Genomic DNA, 23845 nt, shown 5'->3' on the forward strand with positions numbered 1-23845 from the left:
CGCCCGCGGCCGTTCAGCCGGACGGAGCATCGGCCCCGGCCGCCCGAGGCGCCGCCGCGTCCCGGCCGGCCGGCACGCTCGGCCACCACGCGCGCGGCCCGAGGTCGATCACCAGTGCGGGCACCAGCAGCGAGCGCACCACGAGCGTGTCCAGCAGCACGCCGAAGGAGACGATGAACGCGATCTGCACCAGGAACGCCAGGGGGATCACCATCAGGGCCGCGAACGTCGCGGCGAGCACCACGCCCGCCGAGGTGATCACCCCTCCGGTGGTGGTCAGTCCGCGCAGCACGCCCCGGCGGTTGCCGTGGACCAGCGCCTCCTCCCGCACCCGGGACATCAGGAAGATGTTGTAGTCGACGCCGAGCGCCACCAGGAACACGAAGCCGTACAACGGCACCGACGCGTCCGTGCCGCCGAAGCCGAGCAGGTGCTCGAAGACGAGCGCCGAGACGCCCAGTGTGGCCAGGAAGTTGAGCCCGACGGTCGCGACCAGCAGGACCGGCACGAGCAGGGAGCGCAGCAGCGCCACCAGGATCAGCAGGATGACGGCGAGCACGATCGGCACGATGACCGTGCGGTCCCGGGCGGCGGTGCGCTGGGTGTCGTACTGCTGCGCCGTGTACCCGCCGACCAGCGCGTCGGCCCCCGGGACCGCGTGCACCCGCGCGCGCAGCCGCTCGACCGTCGCCTTGGCCGCGTCGCTGTCGGCGGCGGCCTCCAGGGTGGCGTCGACGCGTACCCGCCCGTCCACCACGAGCGGCTCGCCCGCCCCGGGCCGTCCGGAGGCGGAGACGGCACCGGCCGACGCGACGCCCTCGGTGGCGCGCGCGGCGGCCGTCACCTCGGCGGTGCGGTCGGCGTCGGCGATGATGACGGCCGGGTTGCCGGAGCCGCCGGGGAAGTGCTCCCCGAGCGTGCGCTGCGCGGCGACGGAGGGCGCGTCGTTGACGAAGATCTCGTCGAGCGGCACGCCCCGGGACGACAGGGAGGGCGCGAAAGCCGCGCAGGCGGTCAGGACGAGCGCCGTGACCACCCAGGTCCGCCGCGGCCGGCCGTCCACCGTCGCCGCGACCCGCCGCCACACCCCGCTGCCCTCGGCGGACTCCTGGGGCGGCTTCGGCCTGGACGGCCAGTAGGCGGTACGGCCCAGCAGCGCCAGAACGGCCGGCAGGAACGTCAGGGTGGTGAGCACGGCACAGGCGATGCCGATGGCGCCGACCGGCCCGAGGGCGCGGTTGTTGGTGAGGTCGCTCGCCAGCAGGGCCAGCAGCCCGAGCGCCACGGTCGCGGCGCTGGCGGTGATCGCCCCGGACGACCGGCGCACCGCGGCCACGGCGGCCGCGCAGCGGTCCCCGCGCACGGCCAGTTCCTCACGGAAGCGCGCGGCCAGCAGCAGGGCGTAGTCGGTGGCGGCGCCGATCACCAGGATGGACAGGATGCCCTGCACCTGCCCGTCGACCCGGACCACGTCCCGCTCCGCCAGCGCGTACACCACGGCACAGGCGACGCCCAGGGCGAAGACCGATCCCAGGATGATCACGAAGGGCAGCAGCACGCTGCGGTAGACGAGCAGCAGGATCAGCAGCACCGCGCCGAGCGCCACGCCGAGCAGCAGTCCGTCGATGCCCGCGAAGGCGTCCGAGAGGTCGGCCTGGCTGGCCGCCGGTCCGGCGATCCGCGCCGTGGTGCCCGGCACGTCCCGGGCGGCCTCGCGCACCTCGCCGAGGACGGTGGGCAGGTCGTCGCCCAGGTCGGGTTCCAGCTGGACGACCGCCTGCAGCGCTTCCCGGTCGTCGGAGAGCAGGGCCGGGGAGGGACGGCCCACGACCCCGGGCTTCCCGGCGAGCGCGGCGACGGCGCGGGTGGCCTCGGCCTGCCGCTCCGCCGTGAACCGCCGCCCGTCCGCCGTCCAGACCACGACGGCCGGCACCGTCTCGGACCGGTCGAACGCCGCCCGGGCGTCGAGCACCCGGGTCGACTCGGCGCTGCGCGGCAGGAAGGCCGCCTGGTCGTTGGTGGCCACCTCGCCGAGCTTGCCCGCGTAGGGGCCGAGGGCGCCGCCCACCCCCAGCCAGACGAGCAGCAGGACGAGCGGGACGAGCCACCTGGCCCGTCGCGGTGCGGTACTCATGCGCATCCCCAGCCTAGAGACGACGGCTCACTCACAAAGTGACTCGATGATAAAGTATCTCAATCATCGAGAAATACTAGGGTGGGGACATGAGCGGTTCCGGCGTGCCCACGGCATCTCTTCCGGCGGACGACCCCATCGGGTTGCAGACCTTCGCCGTTCTGCTGCGCCGGATGAACAGCGAGTTCAACCGCATCGCCCAGGAGTTCGCCCAGGCGCAGGGCCTGCACCTGACCGACATGCAGGCGCTGATCGCGATTCTCGACGCCGACGCGGACCCCGAGGCGGAGGGCGAGCCGATGACGCCCGGGCGGCTGCGCAAGCAGCTCAACCTCACGTCCGGCGCGGTCACCGCCTGCCTGGACCGGCTGGAACGGGCCGGGCACATCCGCCGGGTGCGGGACGCCGGCGACCGGCGCGTGGTCCACCTGCACTACGCGGACGCGGCCCGGGGGCTGGCCAGGGACTACTTCCGCCCGCTGGCCCGGAGTACCGAAGCCGCCCGCGGCCGGTTCAGCACCGAGGAACTGGCGGTGGTGGTCCGCTTCCTCGCCGAGATGAACGCGGAGCTGGCGCTGCTGCGCCGCGGCTCGGGCTGAGGCCTCCGGGCACCCAGCGTCCGCCGCCGTCCGAGGCGGGGGAGCCCGCGGGAGACCGGGCCGTACGCGCCGGACGTCGCGATGACCCTCCCCATGACGAAGCCGCCCGGGACGAAAGAAGCGGCGACGGTCATGCCGAGGGCCGAGGAGAAGGTGGTCGCGCACGGGCGGCCAAACCGGGGGCGCCGGCCGGCACCCCCGGTGGGGTGCCGGCCGGCGGTGGGTCCCGGACCGGCCCCGCGGGCCGGGCGGACGTGCGGGGGCCGGGCCGCCGACGGCCCGGCCCCCGGCGCTCCGTCAGAACTGGAGCGCCCAGGCGTCGATCCGCCCGGTGTCGAAGTTCGCGTTGTCGCTGACGCGGAGCTTCCACGTGCCGTTCGCGGGCTCCGAGGAGGCGTTCACGGTGTACGTGGTGTCGATGTTGTCGGCGCTGCCGCCGGTGCCGTAGCCCTTCAGCGTGTAGGCCGTGCCGTCGGGCGCGACCAGCTGGACCTGGAGGTCACCGATGTAGGTGTGGACGATGTGCACCTCGACGGCCAGGGCCGACGGGGCGTTGCCGGAGACGCCGGAGACCGTCACCGGGGACTCGACGGTGGCGTTGTCCGCGATGGTGTGGTCGGCGGTGTTCTCGAAGCGCGGCCCGGGCGGGGTGGTCGTGCCGCCGCCGACGTACAGCAGCCGGTTGGGTGAACCGGTGCCCGGGCTGGTGACGACGCCGGTGGTGGCGGCGGCCGTCAGCGCGGCGGATACCTGCGCGGGCGTGGCCGTGGGGTTGGCGGCCAGGTGCAGGGCGGCGGCCCCGGCGACGTGCGGGCTCGCCATCGACGTACCGGAGATGGTGCTGGTCGCCGAGTCGCCCGTGCTCCACGCCGAGGTGATCGACGAGCCGGGCGCGAACAGGTCGAGCACCGAACCGTAGTTGGAGTAGCTCGCCTTGGCGTCGCTCGACGTCGTGGCGCCGACCGTGACGGCCTCGGTGACGCGTGCGGGGGACCGGGTGGAGGCGTTGGTGGACTCGTTGCCGGCCGCGACCACGAAGGTGACGCCCGAGGTGATGGCGTTGCGCACGGCCGTGTCGATGGCCGTGTCGCCCGGGCCGCCGAGGGACATGTTCGCCACGGCCGGCTTGACCGCGTTGCGGGCGACCCAGTCGATGCCGGCGACGACCTGCGCGGTGGTGCCCTGGCCGGAGTTGTTCAGCACCCGGACGCCGACGACCCTGGCCTTCTTCGCGACGCCGTAGGCGCTGCCGGCGACCGTGCCGGCGACGTGCGTGCCGTGGCCGTGACCGTCCTGGGCGGTGTTGTCGTTGTCGACGGCGTCGTAGCCGTAGGAGGCCCGGCCGCCGAAGTCGCCGTGCGTGATGCGGACGCCGGTGTCGATGACGTACGCCGTGACGCCCTGGCCCGCCGAGTCGGGGTAGGTGTACGAGCTGTTGAGCGGCAGGCTCTTCTGGTCGATGCGGTCCAGGCCCCAGGAGGGCGGGGAGGGCTGCGTCGCGGTGATGGAGAAGGTCCGGTTCTGCACGACGGACGCGACGGCCGGGTCGGCGGCGAGACGTTTCGCCTCGGACGCGGAGGCCTCGACCTCGTAGCCGTTGAGGGCCTTGGTGTAGGTCCGCTCGATGGCGGCGCCGTACTTGTGCGCGAGGGCGCGGCCCTCGGCGGAACCGGCCTTCGCGGTCTTCAGGGTGACGATGTAGCTGTCGGCGACGGCGTTGGCGGCGCCCTCGTACTGGACGCGCCCCTCGGCGGCGGCCGGAGCCGCGCCGGCGGGGAGGGCGGAGACCAGGCTCGCGACGAGCGCCGCGGTGGCCGTCGCGCCGAGCGCGGCCAGTCTTCGCCGGGTGGATCTGTGGGGAGTACGCATCACTGCCATCTGAGGGGTCCTCCTCATCGGTGGTGCGCTGTGGGGTGTGGTGCACGCCCGTTGGAGCACCCGGAAGTCATGGTCATGTCAACCAAGGGGTGACTCCGGTGCGTCAGCCGAAAGATTGAGGCCTCCACAGGAATTGCACAAGGGCCCTGCACGGGCCGCGGGATACTGGTGACGGACCGTCGGTCACGGAATCCCGTGCTCCGGCTCCCCTTCTCCCAGGCCGGGGGGACGACGGAAGGGCGTAGCCCGGGGGCTTCCGGCCCGGCACGGCGGCAACGCGGGAACCCCGCCCCGTACCGCCGTGGTGAACGGGCGTCCGCCCACCCGCCCGGTACGCGAGGCCACGCACGAGCGGCCCTCAGTGCCGGTCAAGCGGCCGCCGGATGGCGGGAGTCCACCCGGCACGGCCGCCACACGGGTCTCCTGCGCGGCCCGCCCCGGAGGCGGTCGCGGGCACGCCCGTGCCGGCCGCCCGGCCGCCCGCGTTCCGCGCCCGGGCGCCGCCGCTTACGATGCGCCGAGCCGTACCGCCCGACCCCGCCGCCTCACCCAGGAGCACCGTCCCCGTGTCGATACCCCCGCCCCCCGGGGCCCCGCAGCCCCGGGACCCGTACGCTCCGCCCCCCGCCGGCCCGTCGCGGGCCCACGGTCCGTACGGCGGCGCCGGGCGCCCGTACGGCGCACCGGTCTCCGTCAACGCCCTGGCCGTCGCCTCCCTCGTGCTCGGTGTGCTCTGCTTCGTCCCCGCCCTGGGAGCGGTGCTGGGGCTGATCGCGCTGCGTCAGGTCAAGAGGTCCGGCCAGAGCGGGCGGGGACTGGCGATCGCGGGGATGGCGCTGTCGTCCGCCGGGGTCCTGCTGTGGGCGGTGGTGCTGTCCACGGGGGCCGCGTCCAAGGCGTGGGAGGGGTTCAAGGACGGCGCGCGGGGCAACGAGAGCCTGACGCTGGACGAGGGCGACTGCTTCGACGCGCCCGGCGGCCTGGAGGGCGACACCTACGACGTCGACCCGGTCTCCTGCACGGGCCGCCACGACGGCGAGGTCTTCGGGGTCGTCACGCTGCCGGGCGGTGCCTTCCCGGGCGACGGGGCGATCACCGACATCGCCGACGAGCGGTGCTACGCGCTCCAGGACCAGTACGCCATGGATTCCTGGGCGGTGCCGGTCCACGTGGACGTGTACTACCTGCTGCCCTCCCGGGAGAGCTGGCGCTACGGCGACCGCGTGATCACCTGCGTCTTCGGCAACACCGAGGCCGGGGCCCAGCTGACCGGCTCGCTGCGCGGGGACCCCACCACGCTCGACGCCGACCAGGTCGTCTTCCTCTCCACGGCCAACGCCTTCGACACGGCGCTGTACGAGGAGCCCGAGGCCGCCCCCGAGGACGACCTCGCCGGCCACCGGGCCTGGGCCGCCCAGGTGCACGACGTGCTCGGCGAGCAGATCGAGGCGCTGCGCGGCCACTCCTGGCCGTCCGGGGCCCGGCAGCCCGTCGCCCGCCTGGTCGAGGACCTGGAGGACGCGCGCGAGGAGTGGGCCCGGGCGGGCGAGGCCCCCGACGCGGACACCTACTTCACGCACTACGACAAGGCCTACGCCTTCGTGGACGGCCCGGCGACCGTCACGGCGCGCAAGGCCCTCGGGCTGGCCGCGACCCCGCCGGTCCCCGACGAGGACGAGGGCGGTGCCTCCGCAGCGCAGGTGTGAGGGCGGCTATAGCGGGGAGAAAGTGCCTGCGTAAAGCCCTCGGGGCCACCATGTCATCACATCGAGTGATTCTCTGGCCTTTGCTTGCACGACACAACGTACGGTTGCCACGCTGTTGCTGTCTGTACAACCTGATGGGAGCGGCCAGTGACATTCGGTGAGCAGCCGGCGTACTTGCGTGTCGCGGGTGATCTCCGCAGGAAGATCGTCGACGGTCAGCTCCCCCCGCACACCCGCCTCCCCTCCCAGGCCAGGATCCGCCAGGAGTACGGCGTCTCGGACACCGTCGCCCTGGAGGCCCGCAAGGTCCTGATGGCCGAAGGGCTGGTCGAGGGCCGCTCCGGATCGGGGACGTACGTGCGCGAGCGGCCCGTGCCCCGGCGCATCTCCCGCTCCGGCTACCGCCCGACCGGCGGGGCGACGCCGTTCCGCCAGGAGCAGGCCGACGGCGAGGGGCGCGGCACCTGGGAGTCCAGCAGCGAGCAGTCCGAGGCGAGCGTCGCGGTCGCCGAGCGGCTGGGCATCGAGCCGGGCGACCGGGTGATGTGCACGAAGTACCTGTACCGCGAGAGCGGCGAGGCGATGATGCTCTCCACGTCCTGGGAGCCGCTCGCCGTGACGGGCCGTACGCCGGTGATGCTGCCGGAGGAGGGACCGCTCGGCGGCATGGGGGTCGTCGAGCGCATGCGCGCGATCGACGTGATCGTGGACAACGTCACCGAGGAGCTCGGCGCCCGCCCCGGCCTCGCGGAGGAGCTGCTGCTGCTCGGCGGCGTCCCGGGCCACGTGGTCCTGGTCATCCAGCGCACGTTCTACGCCTCGGGCCGTCCCGTCGAGACGGCCGACGTGGTCATCCCGGCCGACCGGTACCGGGTCGCCTACCACCTTCCGGTCAAGTAGCGCGCGCTCCCATCCGCCCCGTGGCGCGCTCCCCGCGCGCCCCGCTCACCCGATCACCGGCACGGCCACCGCCGCCCGGGGTCGTGCGCGACCCCGAGCCGGCCCCCGTCTGCCCAGGTCGCCCGCCGTCCCCGCGGCATGCCTCCGAACAGGTGCGCCGAGGTACCCGGACGGCGCGTTCGCCGACGTGCGCCCCCTGAGTCCTGGCTGGTTGCATACCTCTTGGTGAAAAGCCGTATTCGCTGCGTGAAGGTTAGGCGTACGCTCGGGCATATGCGCATTGCGGTTTCCTTAGCGGGTGGGGCTCGGCACAGGCCGCGGGCGGGAAGTGGAGGGGCGCGATGAACGACAGCACGGTCACTCTTCCCTGGCTCGTGATTCGTCAGGACGACAACGGCAATCGCTACCGCGTCGGTCGGTACGCGACCCGGGCCGAGGCCCAGAAGATCGCCGACAGCCTCGACGGCCGCGGCCACAAGCAGCTGTACTGGGTCGAACGACTGGGCCAGAGCGGGCCGGCCACGCACGACTGACTCGCTGCCGGGCGTCTCGCGCCCGGCCGGCTCGCTGCCGGGCCCTCGCATGCCCGGATGACTCCGCACCGGGCCGTCTCCTGCCCGGCATTCAGCGGGGCTGGCTCTGGCTCCGCGGCAGGGTCGGCTCGGTGCGGGTGGACTTCGTGGCAGGGCAGGCGCGGTGCGGGGGTGGACTTCGTGCCGGGCTGGTCCCATGCAGGGCCGACTCCGTGCCAGGCCGACTCCCGTGCCAGGCCGACTCCGTGCCAGGCCGACACCCTGCACGATCGGCCCGGGCAGGGCCGGCTCCGGGCAGGGCTGGTTCCATGCAGGGCCGGCTCCGGGCAGGCCGGCTCGGTGCGGGGTCGACTCCGTGCGGGGCCGACTCCGTGCAAGACCGACTCCGTGCGGGGCCGACTCCGTGCAAGACCGACTCCGTGTACGACTGGCTCGTGCAGGGCTGGCTCCGGTCAGGGCTGGTTCCATGCGGGCCGACTCGTCCCCGGCTGATCCCTGCCCAGTCACTCAGATCGGCTGATCCGGTGTCAGCAGGGTCGACCCTGTCTGCCCGGGGCTCGGGCCCGGGCCCGGCCGGTCCGCCCGCGGCGCCCGCCCCGCGGGTGGGCCGCGGCGCTCCCGTAGGCTCCCGGCATGACTCAGCACATCGTCGTCGTGGGGGCCGCGCTGATCGACGACGGGCGGCTGCTGGCCGCCCGGCGCAGTGCGCCCGCCGACCTGGCCGGGCGCTGGGAGCTGCCCGGAGGGAAGGTGGAGCCAGGGGAGAGGGCCGAGGCGGCGCTCGTGCGCGAGCTGCGCGAGGAACTCGGCGTCGACGCCGAGACCGGCGAGCGGATCCCGGGCGAGTGGCCCCTGCGGCCGCCCTACGTCCTGCGCGTGTGGACCGCGCGGCTGCGGCCCGGCTCGGCCGCCCCCGAGCCCCTGCAGGACCACGACGAACTGCGCTGGCTCGGCCCCGGCGAGATCTGGGACGTCGACTGGCTCGAGCAGGACGTCCCGGCCGTCCGGCAGACCCTCGCCCACCTGGGGAGCCTCCGCACGGGCGTACGGGAAGAGCCCGGCGCCTGAGACCCGCAAGGGGCGTGCGCCGCGGGGCGCCTGCCGTACGGGCGCCCCGTACGCCTTTCGTGCCACAGTGCGCCGCATCGTGCGGTACTCCGCCCCGGATATCGGGTATGTGCCCATTAACCCCACGAAACCGGACATGGGTGGGTCTGCTGGCTGGGAAGTGATCGGCGTGATCGACACCGAGGGTGACCGCGCCGACTGGACCTTCCCCGCCGAACCGGACGCCGTGCGCGCCGCACGCCAGGCCGTCCGCGGCCGGCTGCGCGGCTGGGACCTGGACAGTCTCGCCGACCTCGCGGCCCTGCTGGTCAGCGAGTTGGTCACCAACGCCCTGCGGTACGCCACCGGCCCCATCGGCGTCCGCCTGGTCCGCCCCTCCGGCCTGGACGGCGTGCTGCTGGTCGAGGTCTCCGACCCGCTGCCGGACCCGCCCCGCGAGCGGACCGCCCGGCCCGAGGACGAGAGCGGCCGCGGCCTGCAACTGGTGGCCTCGTCCTCCCGCCGCTGGGGCACCCGGCCCGGCGGCGCGGGCAAGACGGTGTGGTTCGAACTGGCGGTGCCGGAGTGAAAAAACGGTGTACGTACCCGGTACCGCTGTAGAGCGATTGGTTCAGGCCAGTGGCGGTTGCCGGCGCGAGGGATTCGACGACGTGTCCCCTGGTTAGAAGACTGGAAGTGTTCTCACGGTCCGGACCGAAAACCATCGGGACCGTGCTGTGATCGTGAACACCGTGTCGTGCGGCACCGTAGTGCTGGATACTGCGGGCAGCCGCCCCTGGTGACCGGTACCGGGCGCGGTGAGCTGGAGGGGACGGTTCGCGTGAGCGAGATACCAGCGAAGGCCACGGAGTCCGAGGACCCGTCGGAGGGCGCGAGGGCGAGGGCCGCGGACGGCCCGGCCTCCGCGGTCCCTGGTGCGCTCGCGGCCGACGCGGTGCGGCCCGGGGACGCCATGTGGCAGAGCAGTCCCCCCGGATCCATCTACGACTACATCAAGGTCGCGTCCTTCTCCATCGGCCCGGACGGGCTGGTCGACCAGTGGAGCCTGCGCGCCGAGCACCTCTTCGGCATCCCCGCCGCACGCGCCGTCGGCATGGACCCCATCGAGGCGTTCATCGACCCGCGCCACCGCGAGCGCGGCCTGCGCAAGATGGCCGAGATCCTCGACGGCCGCGAGTGGACCGGCGTGGTGCCCTTCCGGATGCCGAAGGGCGCCGAGGGGGAGTGCGGCCATGAGGGACTCGCCGAGGTGTACGTCATGCCGACGCGCACCGAGGACGGTGAGAAGGCCGCCGTGTGCATCGTCGTCGACGTGCGCACGCTGCGCACCATCGAGACCGACCTCGCCGCCTCGCAGGCCATTTTCAGTCAATCCCCGTTCGGCTTCCTGCTGATCGACACCGACCTGCGGGTGCGCCGCGTCAACCAGCGCTTCGCGTCCATCTTCGGCGGCGCGCCCGACGACCACCGCGGCAAGGGCGTCCACGACTACCTCCCGCGCGGCGAGGCCGAACGGGTCGCCGCCACGCTGCGCCGGGTCCTGGAGACCGGCAGCTCCATCACCGACATGCACGTCACGGGGTTCGTGCCGGGCTCCGACGAGCGCCGCCACTGGTCCGTCAACCTCTACCGCGTGCACAGCGGTTCGGGCCGTCCGATCGGCGTCGCCTGGCTCGGGATCGACATCACCGCCCGCCGCGCCGCCGCCCGCGAGGCCGCCGCCGCCCGGCGCAACCTGGCCCTGCTGAACGAGGCCGGCGCCCGCATCGGCAACTCCCTCGACCTGGAGACCACGGCCCGCCAGCTCCTCGACGTCGTCGTCCCCGGCTTCTGCGACCTGGCCACCGTCGACCTCTACCAGGGTCTGCTGGCCGGCGACGAGACCCCGCCCGGGCTCGCCGACGGCAGCGCCGAGCTGCGCCGCGTGGCCTTCGCGAGCGCCGTGTCCGACGCGCCGTTCGCCGGTACGGGCGCGCCCGTCACGGTCGGCGCCGTCCACCACTACCCGTTCAACTCGCCCTGCGCGGACGCCCTGCGCACGGCCCGCCCGCAGGTCGTCCCCCCCGAGGACGGCGGGCTCGTGCAGTCCACGCTCGCCGTGCCGATGGTCGCCCACGACACCGTCGTCGGACTGGTGCAGTTCGCCCGGGCCAAGGGCAGCGAGCCCTTCGGCGACCGCGACCGCGACCTGGCCGTCGAACTCGCCGCGCGCGCCGCCGTCTGCATCGACAACGCCCGCCTCTACCGGCGCGAGCACGAACGCGCGTTGATACTGCAACGGTCCCTGCTCCCGCCCGGCGACCCGGAGGCCTCCGGCCTGGACATCGCCTGCCGCTACCTGCCCGGCAACGCCAACACGGGCCGGCCCAGCGAGGTCGGCGGCGACTGGTTCGACGTCATCGAGCTGCCCGGGCACCGCACCGCCCTGGTCGTCGGCGACGTCATGGGCCGCGGCCTGCGCGCCGCCGTCGCCATGGGCGAACTGCGCACGGCCGTACGGACCCTGGCCCAGCTCGACCTCGAACCGGCCGAGGTGCTCTCGCAGCTCGACGAGATCGCCCGCAACCTCGGTGCTCCCGGGGGCCCCTCCCAGGCTTTCGGCACGGGGGGAGGCGTGCAGCAGGCGACCCGGGCGGCCCGCCGCCCCAGGGAGGCGGACCTGTCCGAGGTCTACCTCGCCACCTGCGTGTACGCCGTCTACGACTCCGTCACCCGGCGCTGCACGTTCGCCAACGCGGGCCATCTGCCGCCCGTCCTGGTCGAACCGGGCGAGGCGGCGCTGATGCTGGACGTGCCGCCGGGCATGCCGCTCGGCGTGGGCGGCGAGCCCTTCGAGGAGGTGGAGGTGGAACTGCCCGAGGGCGCCCTGCTCGCGCTCTACACGGACGGCCTGGTCGAGAGCCGCGACCATCCGCTGGACGAGGGCCTGCAGGCCTTCGTCAGCGCCCTCGCCGACCCCACCCAGCCGCTGGAGGACGTCTGCGACCACGTCCTCAACACCCTCGACACGCACCACGGCGAGGACGACATCGCGCTGCTGATGGCACGTGTCCAGGGCCTGCCCACCGAGTCCGTCGGCGACTGGACCCTGCCGCGCGAACCGCGCAGCGTGGGCCGGGCCCGGGAGTACGCGCGCGCCCAGCTGCTCAGCTGGGACATGGAGCCCCTCGTCGACACCACCGAACTGCTCGTCAGCGAACTGGTCACCAACGCCCTGCGCTATGGCGAGGGCGAGATCCGGCTCCGCCTGCTGCTGGACCGCACCCTGGTCTGCGAGGTGTGGGACTCCGGCCTGGTCCAGCCGCGCCGCCGCCGGGCCCGCGACACGGACGAGGGCGGCCGCGGCCTCCAGCTCGTCGGCCTCCTCAGCGCCGCCTGGGGCTCACGCCGCACGCCCCGCGGCAAGACGGTCTGGTTCGAACTCCCGCTGCCGGACGGCGGGAACGGCCTGCCGGACCCGGCGGAGGCGCTGCTGAGCCTGTTCTGAGCCGCGGCGAGCGGCCACCGCCGGTCCCCCCCCCCCCCCGGGGAGCGCTTCGCCGCGACGGAGGCGGACCGGCGGGCGTACGAGGAGGAGTGGGGTGAGCCGGTGATCAGCCCGCCGAGGAACGTCTCCGGATCTTGGAGCCGAGCCAGACCAGAGGGTCGTACTTGCGGTCGATCGCCCGTTCCTTCAGGGGGATCAACGCGTTGTCCGTGATCTTGATGCCCTCGGGGCAGACCTCCGTGCAGCACTTGGTGATGTTGCAGTAGCCCAGGCCGTGTTCGTCCTGGGCGGTGGACTTGCGGTCCAGGCCCGCCTCCGCCGCCGCGTCCAGCGGATGCATGTCCAGCTCCGCGACCCGCATGAGGAACCTCGGCCCGGCGAACGCCTGCTTGTTCTCCTCGTGGTCGCGCACCACGTGGCAGGTGTCCTGGCACAGGAAGCACTCGATGCACTTGCGGAACTCCTGCGGCCGGTCCACGTCCTGCTGCATCATGCGGTACTCGCCCGGGGCGAGCCCGGCCGGCGGGACGAAGGCCGGGACCTCCCTGGCCTTCTGGTAGTTGAAGCCGACGTCCGTGACCAGGTCGCGGATCACCGGGAAGGCACGCAGGGGCGTGACCGTGATCGTCTCCTCCCGGCCGAACACCGACATGCGCGTCATGCACATCAGCCGCGGCCGCCCGTTGATCTCCGCCGAGCAGGAACCGCACTTGCCGGCCTTGCAGTTCCAGCGCACGGCGAGGTCGGGCGCCTGGGTGGCCTGGAGCCGGTGGATGATGTCGAGCACCACCTCGCCCTCGTTGACCTCGACCTCGAAGTCCTCCAGGCCGCCGCCGCTCACGTCCCCGCGCCACACCTTGAAGTGGGCCGCATAGCCGCTCATTCGTACAGCTCCTCTTCGGCGAGGTACTTGACCAGCTCTTCCTTGTCGAACAGGGCGAGCAGGTCGGCACGGACGGGTTCGGTGGTCTCACGGGTGAGCGTGATCCGGCCGCGGGCCGGGTCCGTCGCCGCGGGTTCGCCCGCCGGGTCGGCGAGCGCGCACAGCAGGTTGATCCGCCGCCACTTGCGGTCCATCGACGGGTGGTCCTCGCGCGTGTGCCCGCCGCGCGACTCGGTGCGCTCCAGGGCGGCCCGCGCCACGCACTCGCTGACCAGCAGCATGTTCCGCAGGTCCAGGGCGAGGTGCCAGCCCGGATTGAACTGCCGGTGCCCCTCGACCCCGGCCCGCCGCGCCCGCACCCGCAACTCGGCCAGCTTCTCCAGGGCCTGCTTCATCTCCGTCTCGCGGCGGATGATGCCGACCAGGTCGTTCATGGTCTGCTGCAACTCCTGGTGCAGCGTGTACGGGTTCTCCGGCGGGCGCCCGGCCGCGTCCCCGGTCTCCGTCTCGGCCGAGAAGGGCCGCAGGGCCTCGGCCGCGGCGGCGTCGACCTGCTCGTCGTCGACGGCCGGGCGCGCCCCGGCCAGTCCCGCCGCGTACTCGGCCGCGTGCCGGCCTGCCCGGCGGCCGAACACCAGCAGGTCGGACAGCGAGTTGCCGCCGAGCCGGTTGGAGCCGTGCATGCCGCCGGCCACTTCACCGGCCGCGTACAGCCCGGGCACCCCGCGCGCCGCCGCCGTGTCGGACTCGACGGCGATCCCGCCCATCACGTAGTGGCAGGTGGGCCCGACCTCCATCGCCTCCGCGGTGATGTCGACGTCCGCCAGCTCCTTGAACTGGTGGTACATCGACGGCAGCCGCCGCTTGATCACCTCGGCGGGCATCCGCGTCGACACGTCGAGGAACACGCCCCCATGCGGGGAGCCGCGCCCCTCCTTCACCTCGGAGTTGATCGCCCGGGCGACCTCGTCGCGGGGGAGCAGCTCGGGGGGACGCCGGTTGTGGTCCGGGTCGTCGTACCAGCGGTCGGCCTCCTCCTCCGTCTCGGCGTACTTGTCCTTGAAGACGTCCGGGACGTAGTCGAACATGAACCGCTTGCCGTCGGAGTTGCGCAGCACGCCGCCGTCGCCGCGCACCGACTCGGTGACGAGGATGCCCTTCACCGACGGCGGCCAGACCATGCCGGTCGGATGGAACTGCACGAACTCCATGTTCAGCAGGGGAGCGCCCGCGAGGAGGGCCAGCGCGTGGCCGTCGCCGGTGTACTCCCAGGAGTTCGACGTCACCTTGAAGGACTTGCCGATGCCGCCCGTGGCGATCACCACGGCCGGTGCCTCCAGGACGAAGAAGCGGCCCGACTCGCGCTCGTAGCCGAAGACGCCGCCGACCCGTCCGTCCTCCTTGAGCACCCGCGTGACCGTGCACTCCTGGAAGACCTTCAGCCGGGACTCGTAGTCGCCGGTCTCCTCGAAGTCCTCCTGCTGGAGGGAGACGATCTTCTGCTGGAGGGTGCGGATCAGCTCCAGGCCCGTGCGGTCGCCGACGTGGGCCAGCCGCGGGTACTCGTGGCCGCCGAAGTTGCGCTGGGAGATCCGGCCGTCCCTGGTGCGGTCGAACAGCGCCCCCCAGGTCTCCAGCTCCCACACCCGCTGCGGCGCCTCCTGCGCGTGCAGCTCGGCCATCCGCCACTGGTTGAGGAACTTGCCGCCGCGCATGGTGTCGCGGAAGTGGACCCGCCAGTTGTCGTTCTCGTTCGCGTTTCCCATCGCCGCCGCGATGCCGCCCTCGGCCATCACCGTGTGCGCCTTGCCGAACAGCGACTTGCAGATCACGGCCGTGCGGGCGCCCCGCTCACGGGCCTCGATGGCGGCGCGCAGCCCGGCACCGCCCGCGCCCACCACGACGACGTCCCACTCCTGCCGGTCGACCACGGACATCAAAGCGCCTCACTCATCAGAAGAACCGCGGATCGTCGAAGACCCCGGACGCGACCAGGTAGACGTAGAGATCGGCGAGCGCCACGCTCACCAGGGACGCCCAGGCGAGCTGCATGTGCCGGGCGTTGAGCTTGCCCGCCCACTGCCACATCCGGTAGCGCACGGGGTGCTTGGAGAAGTGCTTGAGCTTGCCGCCGACGATGTGCCGGCAGGAGTGGCAGGAGATCGTGTACGCCCAGATCAGCACGATGTTGACCAGGAACACGAGCGTGCCGAGACCCATGTGGCCCCACGCGTAGTGCTCGTCGCGGAAGGCGAGCACCGTGTCGTAGGTGAGGATCCCGGCGACGAGGAGCGCGGCGTAGAAGAAGTACCGGTGGACGTTCTGCAGGATCAGCGGGAAGCGGGTCTCGCCGGTGTACTTCTTGTGCGGCTCGGCCACCGCGCAGGCCGGCGGGGACGCCCAGAAACCCCGGTAGTAGGCCTTGCGGTAGTAGTAGCAGGTCAGCCGGAAGCCCAGCGGGAAGATCAGGATGATGATCGCGGGCGAGATGCCCCACCAGCTGCCGAAGACCTCCCAGTTCGGGCCGGCCCTCATCGGCTCGCACCGCTCCGCCAGGCACGGGGAGTAGAAGGGCGAGACGTACGGCGCCGCGTAGTAGTCGGCGTCGGCGAAGGCCCGCCAGGTCGAGTAGACGATGAAGGCCAGCAGGCCCGCGGCCGTGCCGGCCGGGGCCAGCCACCAGCGGTCGGTGCGCAGGTGCGGGGCGGCGATCGCGGCGCGCGTACCCGCCCGTACGCCGCCGCTGCTGGGAAGGGGTTCGGTGGCGGGGGGTTCCGTACCAGTGGCCACGTGACGACTCCGGTCGGGTTCGGGGGAGGTGCCGGTCGCTCGACGCCCTCCCGGTCAGGGAGCGCGCCGGTCCCGGGCGCCCAGCCCCTCGTCGTCCGAGTCGATCCAGAGCGACGGGTCGTACGGCGCGTCCGAGATGGTGACGAGCTCGGGGCGCTTGGGTGCGGTCGGTGACGCGGCGGCCTCACGCAGCAGGGCGAGGCTCTCGCGCAGGTGGTTGGCGTCGGCCCGGACGCGGCGCATCTCCAGGCCGCCGGTGCCGAGCTGCTTCTCCAGGCGTCCCAGCGACCGGAGCAGGTCGTCGAGGGAGCGCTGGACCGAGGTCAGATCGTCGTGAACGGACATGACTTGCCCTCACTTCCACGGGTCCTTCGAGGCCCAAGGCGGCAACGTTCATGCGCCTGCGAGTGTTGCGCGTCACACCTTGTGCTGTGAAGGGGATGTGCATCGATTGGCCGAGGCGTGTGGGTGCATCGCGCGGTGCGTTGGGCCGCACGGGTGGCTTCCCGTCCGTGACCGCCGTGTCGCCCTGTGTTGCCGAACCCTTTCCTCTTCAGTGGCCGCGTACATCAGATGAACTCCAAATACCGCCAAATGTGATCGTAACGCCCGTGGCTCCCCGGAGGTAGCACAGATGTCCCAGCACGGTGTCGGCCCGCGTGCGGTCACGCGCTCGGTCGCCTTCCTCACCGCGGGCGTGCTCGCGGTGCCCGCGCTCGCCGGGTGCGGTTCCGAGGACCCGGCCGGCAAGCCGCTCGCCGCCCCGGACATCCGGCCCGCCGCCCGCGACAAGATCGCCGACGGCGGCACCCTGCGCTGGGCCGTCGACTCCGTGCCGGACACGCTGAACACCTTCCAGTCGGACGCCGACGCCACCACCACCCGCGTCGCCCAGGCCGTCCTGCCGTCGATGTTCCGGATGGACGCCTCCGGCCGCCCCGAGCGCAACCCCGCCTACCTGGAGTCCGCGAAGGTCGTCGAGACCGAGCCCAAGCAGGTCGTGCTGTACAAGCTCAACCAGCAGGCCGTCTGGAGCGACGGCCGGGAGATCGGCGCCGCCGACTTCGCCGCCCAGTGGCGCGCCCTGTCCGGCAAGGACACCGCCTACTGGACCGCCCGCAACGCCGGCTACGACCGCATCCAGAAGGTCGAGCGCGGCGACAGCGCCCTGGAGGTCCGGGTCACCTTCAGCCGCCCCTACGCCGACTGGCGCTCGCTGTTCTCCCCGCTGTACCCGAAGGACGTCATGGGCACCCCGGACTCCTTCAACGACGGCGCCCGCGAGAAGCTCAAGGTCACCGCCGGCCCCTTCACGGTGCGGAAGGTCGACACCGACAACGACAGGATCACCCTGGCCCGCAACCCGCGCTGGTGGGGCGAGCCCGCCAAGCTCTCCGCGATCGAGCTGCGCACCGTCCCGCGCGCCAAGCGGGCCGCCGAGCTGGCCGCCGGCACCCTCGACCTGGCCGAAATCGACCCCACCGCGGCCCGTCGCATCACCGTCGCCGCCCGCCCGCACAGCTCCAGCAGCCCGCTGATGGGCCCGGGCGCCGACCGGTCCGCAGCGGACGCCCTGCGTTCCTGGGCCGTCGCCCACGGCAGCGACGAGGACGCCGCCGACGAGGAGACCGTCGCCCGCAAGAAGCTGCGCAAGGCGGCCGCCAAGTACGCCCGGCAGCAGCAGGCCCTGCGCGGCTTCGAGGTGCGCAAGTCCCTGGAGCCGGCCTTCACCCAGCTCGCCCTGAACGGCGCCGAGGGCCCCCTGGCCGACGAACGGGTCCGCCGGGCCGTCGCCCGCGCCCTGGACCGCGAGGAACTCGCCGAGGCCGTCCTCGAACCCCTGGGCCTGCCCGCCGTCCCGGTCGGCAGCCACCTGGCCCTGTCCGGCCAGGCCGCCTACGCCGACAACAGCGGCGCCCTCGGCGACCAGGACACCGAAGAGGCCCAGGCCCTGCTCGCGGACGCCGGCTGGGTACGCGGCGGCCCGGTCAAGGAGCAGAAGAAGGACAAGGACAAGGACAAGGACACGGAGGCGGAGAAGGCGGCCGGGGCCGAGGGCGAGGAGGCCGACGGCTCCTCCGACGCCGAGGACGGCAAGGCACCCGCACAGGACCCGGCCGGCCACCTCGCCCAGGACGGCAAGCAGTACAAGCACCCGCACCCGGGCGGCGCCCCCGGCGCGTACGCCCCGCGGGGCACCGCCGCCCCGGCGAACCAGGAGGCCGCCCCGTTCGCCAAGAACGGCAAGGCCCTCACGCTCCGGTTCGTGCTCCCCTCCGGGCCCGGCTCCCAGACGCTGCGCACGGTCGCCGACCGCATCACGCGCATGCTGCGGCGCGTCGGCATCGGCACGGAGATCTCGAAGGTCTCCGACGAGTCCTACTTCAAGGACCACATCGCCTCCGGCCAGTACGACCTGGCCCTCTACTCCTGGCCCGCCACGGCCTACCCCGCCACCGACGCCCGCCCCGTCTACGCCAAGCCCGTCCCGGCCGCCGACGGCTCCCTGAGCGTCGAGCAGAACTACACCCGCGTCGGCACCGACCAGGTCGACCAGCTCTTCGACGAGGCCGTGGCCACGCTCGACGAGGACAAGTCCCGCTCCCTCATCCGCAAGGCCGACTCCCGCATCTGGGCGGCGGCCGGTTCCATCCCCCTGTTCCAGCGCCCCCAGCTCCTCGCGGCCCGCAAGAACCTCGCCAACGCCGGCGCCTTCGGCCTCGGCACACCGATCTACGAGGACATGGGCTTCCTGAAGAAGGGCGCGAAGCCGGCCCCGGGCCCGTCCGTGAAGGGCTCGACCGCCCGTTAGCTCCGGAAACGCTCAAATGCCTTGCCGCCGCCCGCCCGGCGTCCCCACCATGAGGCCGGCAGTGATCATGGTGCGGGCGCCGGGCGTCCGCGTACGGGGGGGGGCGGACATGGACGGAACGGTACGGCGGGCCTGCGCGGCCGGCCTGGCCATCGGGGCGCTGGTGGCCGCGCTGACGGCGTGCACCGGGGAACCGGGGGCTCGCGCCACCCCGCGTGAGAGCGGCACGTCCCGGGCGCGGGCCTGCGCAGCGGGCACCTTCACCTGGTCCCCGGTCACCACGCGCGACCGGCTGACCGGCGTCTCGCGTCCGGAGCGGCTGGACGAGGGAGGCGGCGCGCTGCGCAACCCGGTACGGCGCGTGTACACGCCCGTCCCCTCGGTCCGCGCCGACGGACCGGCACCACCCGCCGCTGAGGTCCTGTTCTCCCTCGGCAAGGAGACCGGGGAGATCGACTCCGACGCGCCCACCCTGGCGGAGGCGGGCGACACCTGGGCGTTCACCGACCCCGGGCAGCGGGCCCCGGCGCTCGGCGAGGGCCGCCTCACCCCGCGTGAGGCGGGCACGTACTACCAGTACGCCGGTGTCCGGGAAGTCTCGGCGGACTTCCGCCACACCTGCCCGGACGGCAGGACCGCCTCCGGCCGGGCCCGTACCTGGACGGTCGACATCGCCGGCGTCACCGGCTGCGCCGAGCGCCCGGACACCGCTCTGGCCCGGGAGGCCGCCCGGCACGCCTGCGGACCGGGCGAACCCCGCACGACAAGGCCCTGACCTGCACCGACGCAACCCGGCTCACCCCTACGGTGGCGGACCCGTACCATGGGGTGAGGCCGTGGCATGTTGAGCCCGGCAGGGCCCGCGCACCACCGACGTACGCGCAGGGCATTCCTCACCACTCCGGGAGTACGCCTTTTATGGCCACGCGCCACGACATCCGCAACGTCGCCATCGTCGCCCACGTCGACCACGGCAAGACCACCATCGTCGACGGCATGCTGAAGCAGGCCGGTGCCTTCGCCGCCCACCAGCTCGACTCGGTCGACGACCGCATGATGGACTCGAACGACCTGGAGCGTGAGAAGGGCATCACGATCCTCGCCAAGAACACGGCGGTGAAGTACCACCCCAAGGACGGCGGGGAGCCCATCACCATCAACATCATCGACACCCCCGGCCACGCCGACTTCGGCGGCGAGGTCGAGCGCGGTCTGTCGATGGTCGACGGCGTCGTCCTGCTCGTGGACGCCTCCGAGGGCCCGCTGCCGCAGACGCGCTTCGTGCTGCGCAAGGCGCTCCAGCAGCGGCTGCCCGTCATCCTGTGCATCAACAAGACGGACCGCCCCGACTCCCGGATCGACGAGGTCGTCAACGAGACGTACGACCTGTTCCTGGACCTGGACGCCGACGAGGACCAGATCGAGTTCCCGATCGTCTACGCCTGCGGCCGCGACGGCATCGCCTCCCTCACCAAGCCGGACGACGGCACCGTCCCGGGCGACTCCACCAGCCTGGAGCCGTTCTTCTCGACGATCCTGGAGCACATCCCGGCCCCGACCTACGACGAGTCGGCCCCGCTCCAGGCGCACGTGACGAACCTGGACGCCGACAACTTCCTCGGCCGCATCGCGCTGCTGCGCGTCCAGCAGGGCGAGCTGAAGAAGGGCCAGACGGTCGCGTGGATGAAGCGCGACGGGTCCGTCCAGAACGTGCGCATCTCCGAGCTGATGATGACCGAGGCGCTCACCCGCAAGCCCGCCGAGAAGGCCGGCCCCGGTGACATCTGCGCCGTCGCCGGTATCCCGGACATCATGATCGGCGAAACGCTGGCCGACCCGGAGAACCCGGTCGCGCTGCCGCTGATCACCGTCGACGAGCCGGCGATCTCCATGGTCATCGGCACCAACACCTCCCCGCTGGTCGGCCGCGGCGCCACCGGCAAGGGCGCCGACAACAAGGCGGCCGTCAAGGACCGCAAGGTCACCGCCCGCCAGGTCAAGGACCGCCTGGACCGCGAGCTGATCGGCAACGTGTCGCTGCGCGTCCTGGAGACCGAGCGCCCGGACGCCTGGGAGGTGCAGGGCCGCGGCGAGCTGGCGCTGGCCATCCTGGTCGAGACCATGCGCCGCGAGGGCTACGAGCTGACCGTCGGCAAGCCCCAGGTGGTCACCCGGGAGATCGACGGCAAGACGTACGAGCCCGTCGAGCGCATGACCGTCGACGTGCCCGAGGAGCACATGGGCGCCGTCACGCAGCTCATGGGCGTCCGCAAGGGCCGCATGGACAACATGTCGAACCACGGCTCCGGCTGGGTCCGCATGGAGTTCGTCGTGCCCTCCCGCGGCCTGATCGGCTTCCGGACCGAGTTCCTGACGCAGACCCGCGGCACGGGCATCGCCCACTCCATCCACGAGGGCTTCGAGCCCTGGTTCGGCACGCTCCAGACCCGCAACAACGGCTCCCTGGTCGCCGACCGTGCCGGTGCGGTCACCGCGTTCGCGATGACCAACCTCCAGGAGCGCGGCGTGCTGTTCGTGGAGCCGGGCACCGAGGTGTACGAGGGCATGATCGTCGGTGAGAACTCCCGCGCCGACGACATGGACGTCAACATCACCAAGGAGAAGAAGCTCACGAACATGCGGTCCTCGACGGCCGATGTGACCGAGTCGATCGTCCCGCCCCGCAAGCTGTCGCTGGAGCAGTCCCTGGAGTTCTGCCGGGACGACGAGTGCGTCGAGGTCACCCCGGAGGCCGTGCGCATCCGCAAGGTGAACCTGGACGCCCGCGAGCGCGCCCGCGCCGCCAGCCGCGCCAAGCACGGCTGACGCCTCCCCCCAACGACAGCACCGGGCACCCCGCTCCCGTGGGGTGCCCGGTGCTGTTCGTCAAAGGGAGAACGACGCGAAGGAAGGGTTGAGGAAGGGTTAGGGAAAACCCTCGATTTGCCCGGCGTCGCCGTCCGGAACGGCCCGCTCCCACTACCCTGCTGCGGAAGTGCCGCGCCTCGCCGGCCACGGGGCCGCACAACGGCCTTGCCGCACAAGCCTCTTGAGCGCGCGACAACCACCGGTGGCACCCTGCACGGGAGCCACGGTAGTCGCAAGCGGTTTATCTCACTCTCGCGTCCGGAATGCGGACAGTGACCACCGATAGATGTGTAACAAGTCCGTTTCGCAGGGATCTTTCACCAAACCCTTTGTCCGGATTTTGGAAGATGTAGGCGAGAGCTGTGATCGAACCGAGACCTCGAGAGTGTGGTTCGGTCCTGGCGTTTGGCAGATAGTTAGGCGCGTAGAGCTCGGATGAACGGGTCACCCGCCGGCAGCGGCGCCGACTCACGAGCGCGGGGGCACTTGACGATTTCCGGCACCGGCGACGGGCGGTGGCGGTGGTCTGTCTGTGCTCCCTTTGCGGTGAACCAATGACTTCATAGGAGGAACCCATGCGCGGTGCCAAGAGCGCCAAGTGGGTCGCGGGGGCGATTGTCGTCGCCCTGGCCGCCACTGCCTGCGGTGGCGGCGACGGTGAGGGTAAGAGCAAGGGTTCCGGCCCTGCGGGGTACGTCTCGATCGACGTCGGCGAGCCGCAGAAGCCGCTGATCCCGGCCGACACCAACGAGAACAACGGCTCGTACGTCATCCAGGCTCTTTTCACCCAGCTGCTGGACTTCGACGCCAAGGGCAACATCGTCTACACCAACGCCGAGTCGGTCGACACCAAGGACTCGAAGACGTGGACGGTCAAGCTCAAGAAGGGCTGGAAGTTCCACAACGGTGAGGAAGTCACCTCCAAGTCGTACATCGACGCTTGGAACTGGTACGCCAACATCAAGAACAACCAGCAGAACTCCTTCTGGTTCCAGGACATCAAGGGTTACGACGATGTCCACCCGGAGAAGGGTGACCCGAAGGCCGACGCCATGTCCGGTCTGAAGGCGGTGGACGACCACACCTTCACCATCGAGCTGAAGTACACGATGCCGTACTTCAACTACAAGCTCGGCTACTACACCTTCGCCCCGCTGCCGAAGGCCTTCTACGACGACCCGAAGGCCTTCGGTCAGAAGCCGGTCGGCAACGGTCCCTACAAGTTCGAGAAGTGGGACCACAAGAAGCTCATCCAGGTCAAGGCCTGGGACGAGTACCAGGGCCCGAACAAGGCGAAGAACAAGGGCGTCCAGTTCAAGAACTACACGACGGTCGAGGCCGCCTACAAGGACGTCGTCTCCGGCAACCTGGACATGATCCGCCAGGTCGGCCCGACGGACCTGCCGAAGTACAAGCAGGACCTGGGCGACGGCGCCATCGAGCAGCCGTACGCGGCCGTCCAGTCGCTGACTCCTGCGTTCTACTCCAAGACCTTCAAGGACATCGACCCGAAGGTCCTGCAGGGCCTGTCGATGGCGATCGACCGTGACACGATCACCAAGACGGTTCTGAACAACACCCGCACGCCCGCCAAGGGCTTCACGCCGCCGGGCGTCAAGGGCTACCAGAACCTGGACACCGACGTGTTCACGTACAACCCGGCGAAGGCCAAGAAGCTCGTCCAGGAGGGCGGCGGCGTTCCGGGTAACAAGTTCACCATCCAGTACAACGCCGACGGTGGACACAAGGAGTGGGTGACCGCGGTCTGCGAGTCCATCCGCAAGGTCACCGGTGTCGAGTGCGTGGGCGACCCCAAGCCGGACTTCCCCACGGACCTCGAGGCGCGTGACAACAACCAGGTGAAGGGCATGTACCGCGGTGGCTGGGTCGCCGACTACCCGGTCAACGCCAACTTCATGAAGGAGCTGTACCACACCACCGCCGAGGCCAACAACGGCCGCTTCTCCAACAAGGAGATCGACGGGCTCATGAACAAGGCCGACCAGGCCAAGTCCCTCGACGAGTCGGTGAAGGCCTTCCAGGAGGTCGAGAAGAAGCTGGTCGAGCACATGCCGGCCATCCCGCTCTGGTACTACCGCATCAACGGCGGCCACGGTAAGAACGTCGACAATGTCAACGTCGACTTCCACGGTGACCTCGAAGTGTGGGGCGTCACCACCAAGTAAG

Annotated in this window: 17 protein-coding genes; 11 read left to right on the forward strand and 6 right to left on the reverse strand. The window is 71.8% G+C overall.

The annotated features are described in order from the left end of the window. Nucleotides 1–13 precede the first annotated feature (13 nt). Nucleotides 14–2134, reverse strand: a complete 2121-nt coding sequence (locus AC07DA_RS15140) for an MMPL family transporter (protein ID WP_479128167.1) — start codon at nucleotides 2132–2134, stop codon at nucleotides 14–16. Nucleotides 2135–2223: 89 nt separating this feature from the next. Here AC07DA_RS15140 and AC07DA_RS15145 point away from each other — a divergent pair, with 89 nt between their 5' ends. Then, entirely contained in the window at nucleotides 2224–2733 is a 510-nt protein-coding gene (locus AC07DA_RS15145; protein WP_479128169.1) for a MarR family winged helix-turn-helix transcriptional regulator, read from the forward strand. 297 nt (nucleotides 2734–3030) lie between these two features. Here the strand turns inward: AC07DA_RS15145 and AC07DA_RS15150 are convergent, their stop codons facing one another. Next, nucleotides 3031–4611: a S8 family peptidase gene (locus tag AC07DA_RS15150; RefSeq protein ID WP_479128171.1), complete on the reverse strand. Its 1581-nt coding sequence runs from the start codon at nucleotides 4609–4611 to the stop codon at nucleotides 3031–3033. A 566-nt stretch (nucleotides 4612–5177) separates the two neighbouring features. Here AC07DA_RS15150 and AC07DA_RS15155 point away from each other — a divergent pair. The 6 genes from AC07DA_RS15155 to AC07DA_RS15180 all read left to right on the forward strand — a co-directional run bounded on the left by AC07DA_RS15155 (nucleotide 5178) and on the right by AC07DA_RS15180 (nucleotide 12305). Further along, on the forward strand, nucleotides 5178–6317 hold the full coding sequence (locus AC07DA_RS15155) for a DUF4190 domain-containing protein (RefSeq protein ID WP_479128173.1): 1140 nt from the start codon (nucleotides 5178–5180) through the stop codon (nucleotides 6315–6317). A gap of 147 nt (nucleotides 6318–6464) precedes the next feature. Then, nucleotides 6465–7217 carry a GntR family transcriptional regulator gene (locus AC07DA_RS15160; protein ID WP_479128175.1) on the forward strand — a complete coding sequence of 251 codons (753 nt, stop codon included), beginning with the start codon at nucleotides 6465–6467 and terminating at the stop codon, nucleotides 7215–7217. Between the two features lie 341 nt (nucleotides 7218–7558). After that, on the forward strand, nucleotides 7559–7750 hold the full coding sequence (locus AC07DA_RS15165) for an SPOR domain-containing protein (RefSeq protein ID WP_479128177.1): 192 nt from the start codon (nucleotides 7559–7561) through the stop codon (nucleotides 7748–7750). Between the two features lie 633 nt (nucleotides 7751–8383). After that, nucleotides 8384–8818, forward strand: a complete 435-nt coding sequence (locus AC07DA_RS15170) for a (deoxy)nucleoside triphosphate pyrophosphohydrolase (RefSeq protein ID WP_479128179.1) — start codon at nucleotides 8384–8386, stop codon at nucleotides 8816–8818. Nucleotides 8819–8954: 136 nt separating this feature from the next. After that, the gene (locus tag AC07DA_RS15175; protein ID WP_479128181.1) at nucleotides 8955–9386 is read left to right on the forward strand and encodes an ATP-binding protein; all 432 of its coding nucleotides are present in this window, start codon (nucleotides 8955–8957) and stop codon (nucleotides 9384–9386) included. Nucleotides 9387–9638: 252 nt separating this feature from the next. Beyond that, the gene (locus AC07DA_RS15180) at nucleotides 9639–12305 is read left to right on the forward strand and encodes a SpoIIE family protein phosphatase (protein ID WP_479128183.1); all 2667 of its coding nucleotides are present in this window, start codon (nucleotides 9639–9641) and stop codon (nucleotides 12303–12305) included. Between the two features lie 106 nt (nucleotides 12306–12411). Here the strand turns inward: AC07DA_RS15180 and AC07DA_RS15185 are convergent, their stop codons facing one another. The 4 genes from AC07DA_RS15185 to AC07DA_RS15200 are packed head-to-tail and all read right to left on the reverse strand — an operon-like array spanning nucleotide 12412 to nucleotide 16323. Further along, nucleotides 12412–13188: a succinate dehydrogenase/fumarate reductase iron-sulfur subunit gene (locus tag AC07DA_RS15185; protein WP_479128185.1), complete on the reverse strand. Its 777-nt coding sequence runs from the start codon at nucleotides 13186–13188 to the stop codon at nucleotides 12412–12414. Continuing rightward, nucleotides 13185–15125 carry a fumarate reductase/succinate dehydrogenase flavoprotein subunit gene (locus AC07DA_RS15190; RefSeq protein WP_479128186.1) on the reverse strand — a complete coding sequence of 647 codons (1941 nt, stop codon included), beginning with the start codon at nucleotides 15123–15125 and terminating at the stop codon, nucleotides 13185–13187. The genes AC07DA_RS15185 and AC07DA_RS15190 overlap by 4 nt, the downstream gene beginning before the upstream one ends. A 16-nt stretch (nucleotides 15126–15141) precedes the next feature. Next, nucleotides 15142–15978 (reverse strand): hypothetical protein, encoded by an 837-nt coding sequence (locus AC07DA_RS15195; protein WP_479128188.1) that lies wholly within the window; start codon nucleotides 15976–15978, stop codon nucleotides 15142–15144. Nucleotides 15979–16032: 54 nt separating this feature from the next. Beyond that, complete coding sequence (locus AC07DA_RS15200; protein ID WP_479128190.1) at nucleotides 16033–16323, reverse strand: hypothetical protein; 291 nt, start codon at nucleotides 16321–16323, stop codon at nucleotides 16033–16035. A gap of 289 nt (nucleotides 16324–16612) precedes the next feature. On the opposite strand from AC07DA_RS15200, the gene AC07DA_RS15205 reads away from it, so the two are divergent. From AC07DA_RS15205 to AC07DA_RS15220, 4 genes are all read left to right on the forward strand, one after another. After that, nucleotides 16613–18790 (forward strand): ABC transporter family substrate-binding protein, encoded by a 2178-nt coding sequence (locus AC07DA_RS15205; protein WP_479128192.1) that lies wholly within the window; start codon nucleotides 16613–16615, stop codon nucleotides 18788–18790. A gap of 109 nt (nucleotides 18791–18899) precedes the next feature. Next, entirely contained in the window at nucleotides 18900–19565 is a 666-nt protein-coding gene (locus AC07DA_RS15210) for a hypothetical protein (RefSeq protein WP_479128194.1), read from the forward strand. Between the two features lie 143 nt (nucleotides 19566–19708). Beyond that, nucleotides 19709–21616, forward strand: coding sequence for a translational GTPase TypA (typA, locus tag AC07DA_RS15215; RefSeq protein WP_479128196.1), 1908 nt, complete (start codon nucleotides 19709–19711; stop codon nucleotides 21614–21616). Between the two features lie 617 nt (nucleotides 21617–22233). Beyond that, a complete protein-coding gene (locus tag AC07DA_RS15220) occupies nucleotides 22234–23844 on the forward strand; it encodes a peptide ABC transporter substrate-binding protein (RefSeq protein WP_479128198.1) in 1611 nt (536 codons plus the stop codon). The last annotated feature ends 1 nt before the right edge of the window (nucleotide 23845 follow it).

The sequence above is a fragment of the Streptomyces sp. NPDC044921 genome, from assembly GCF_056432865.1.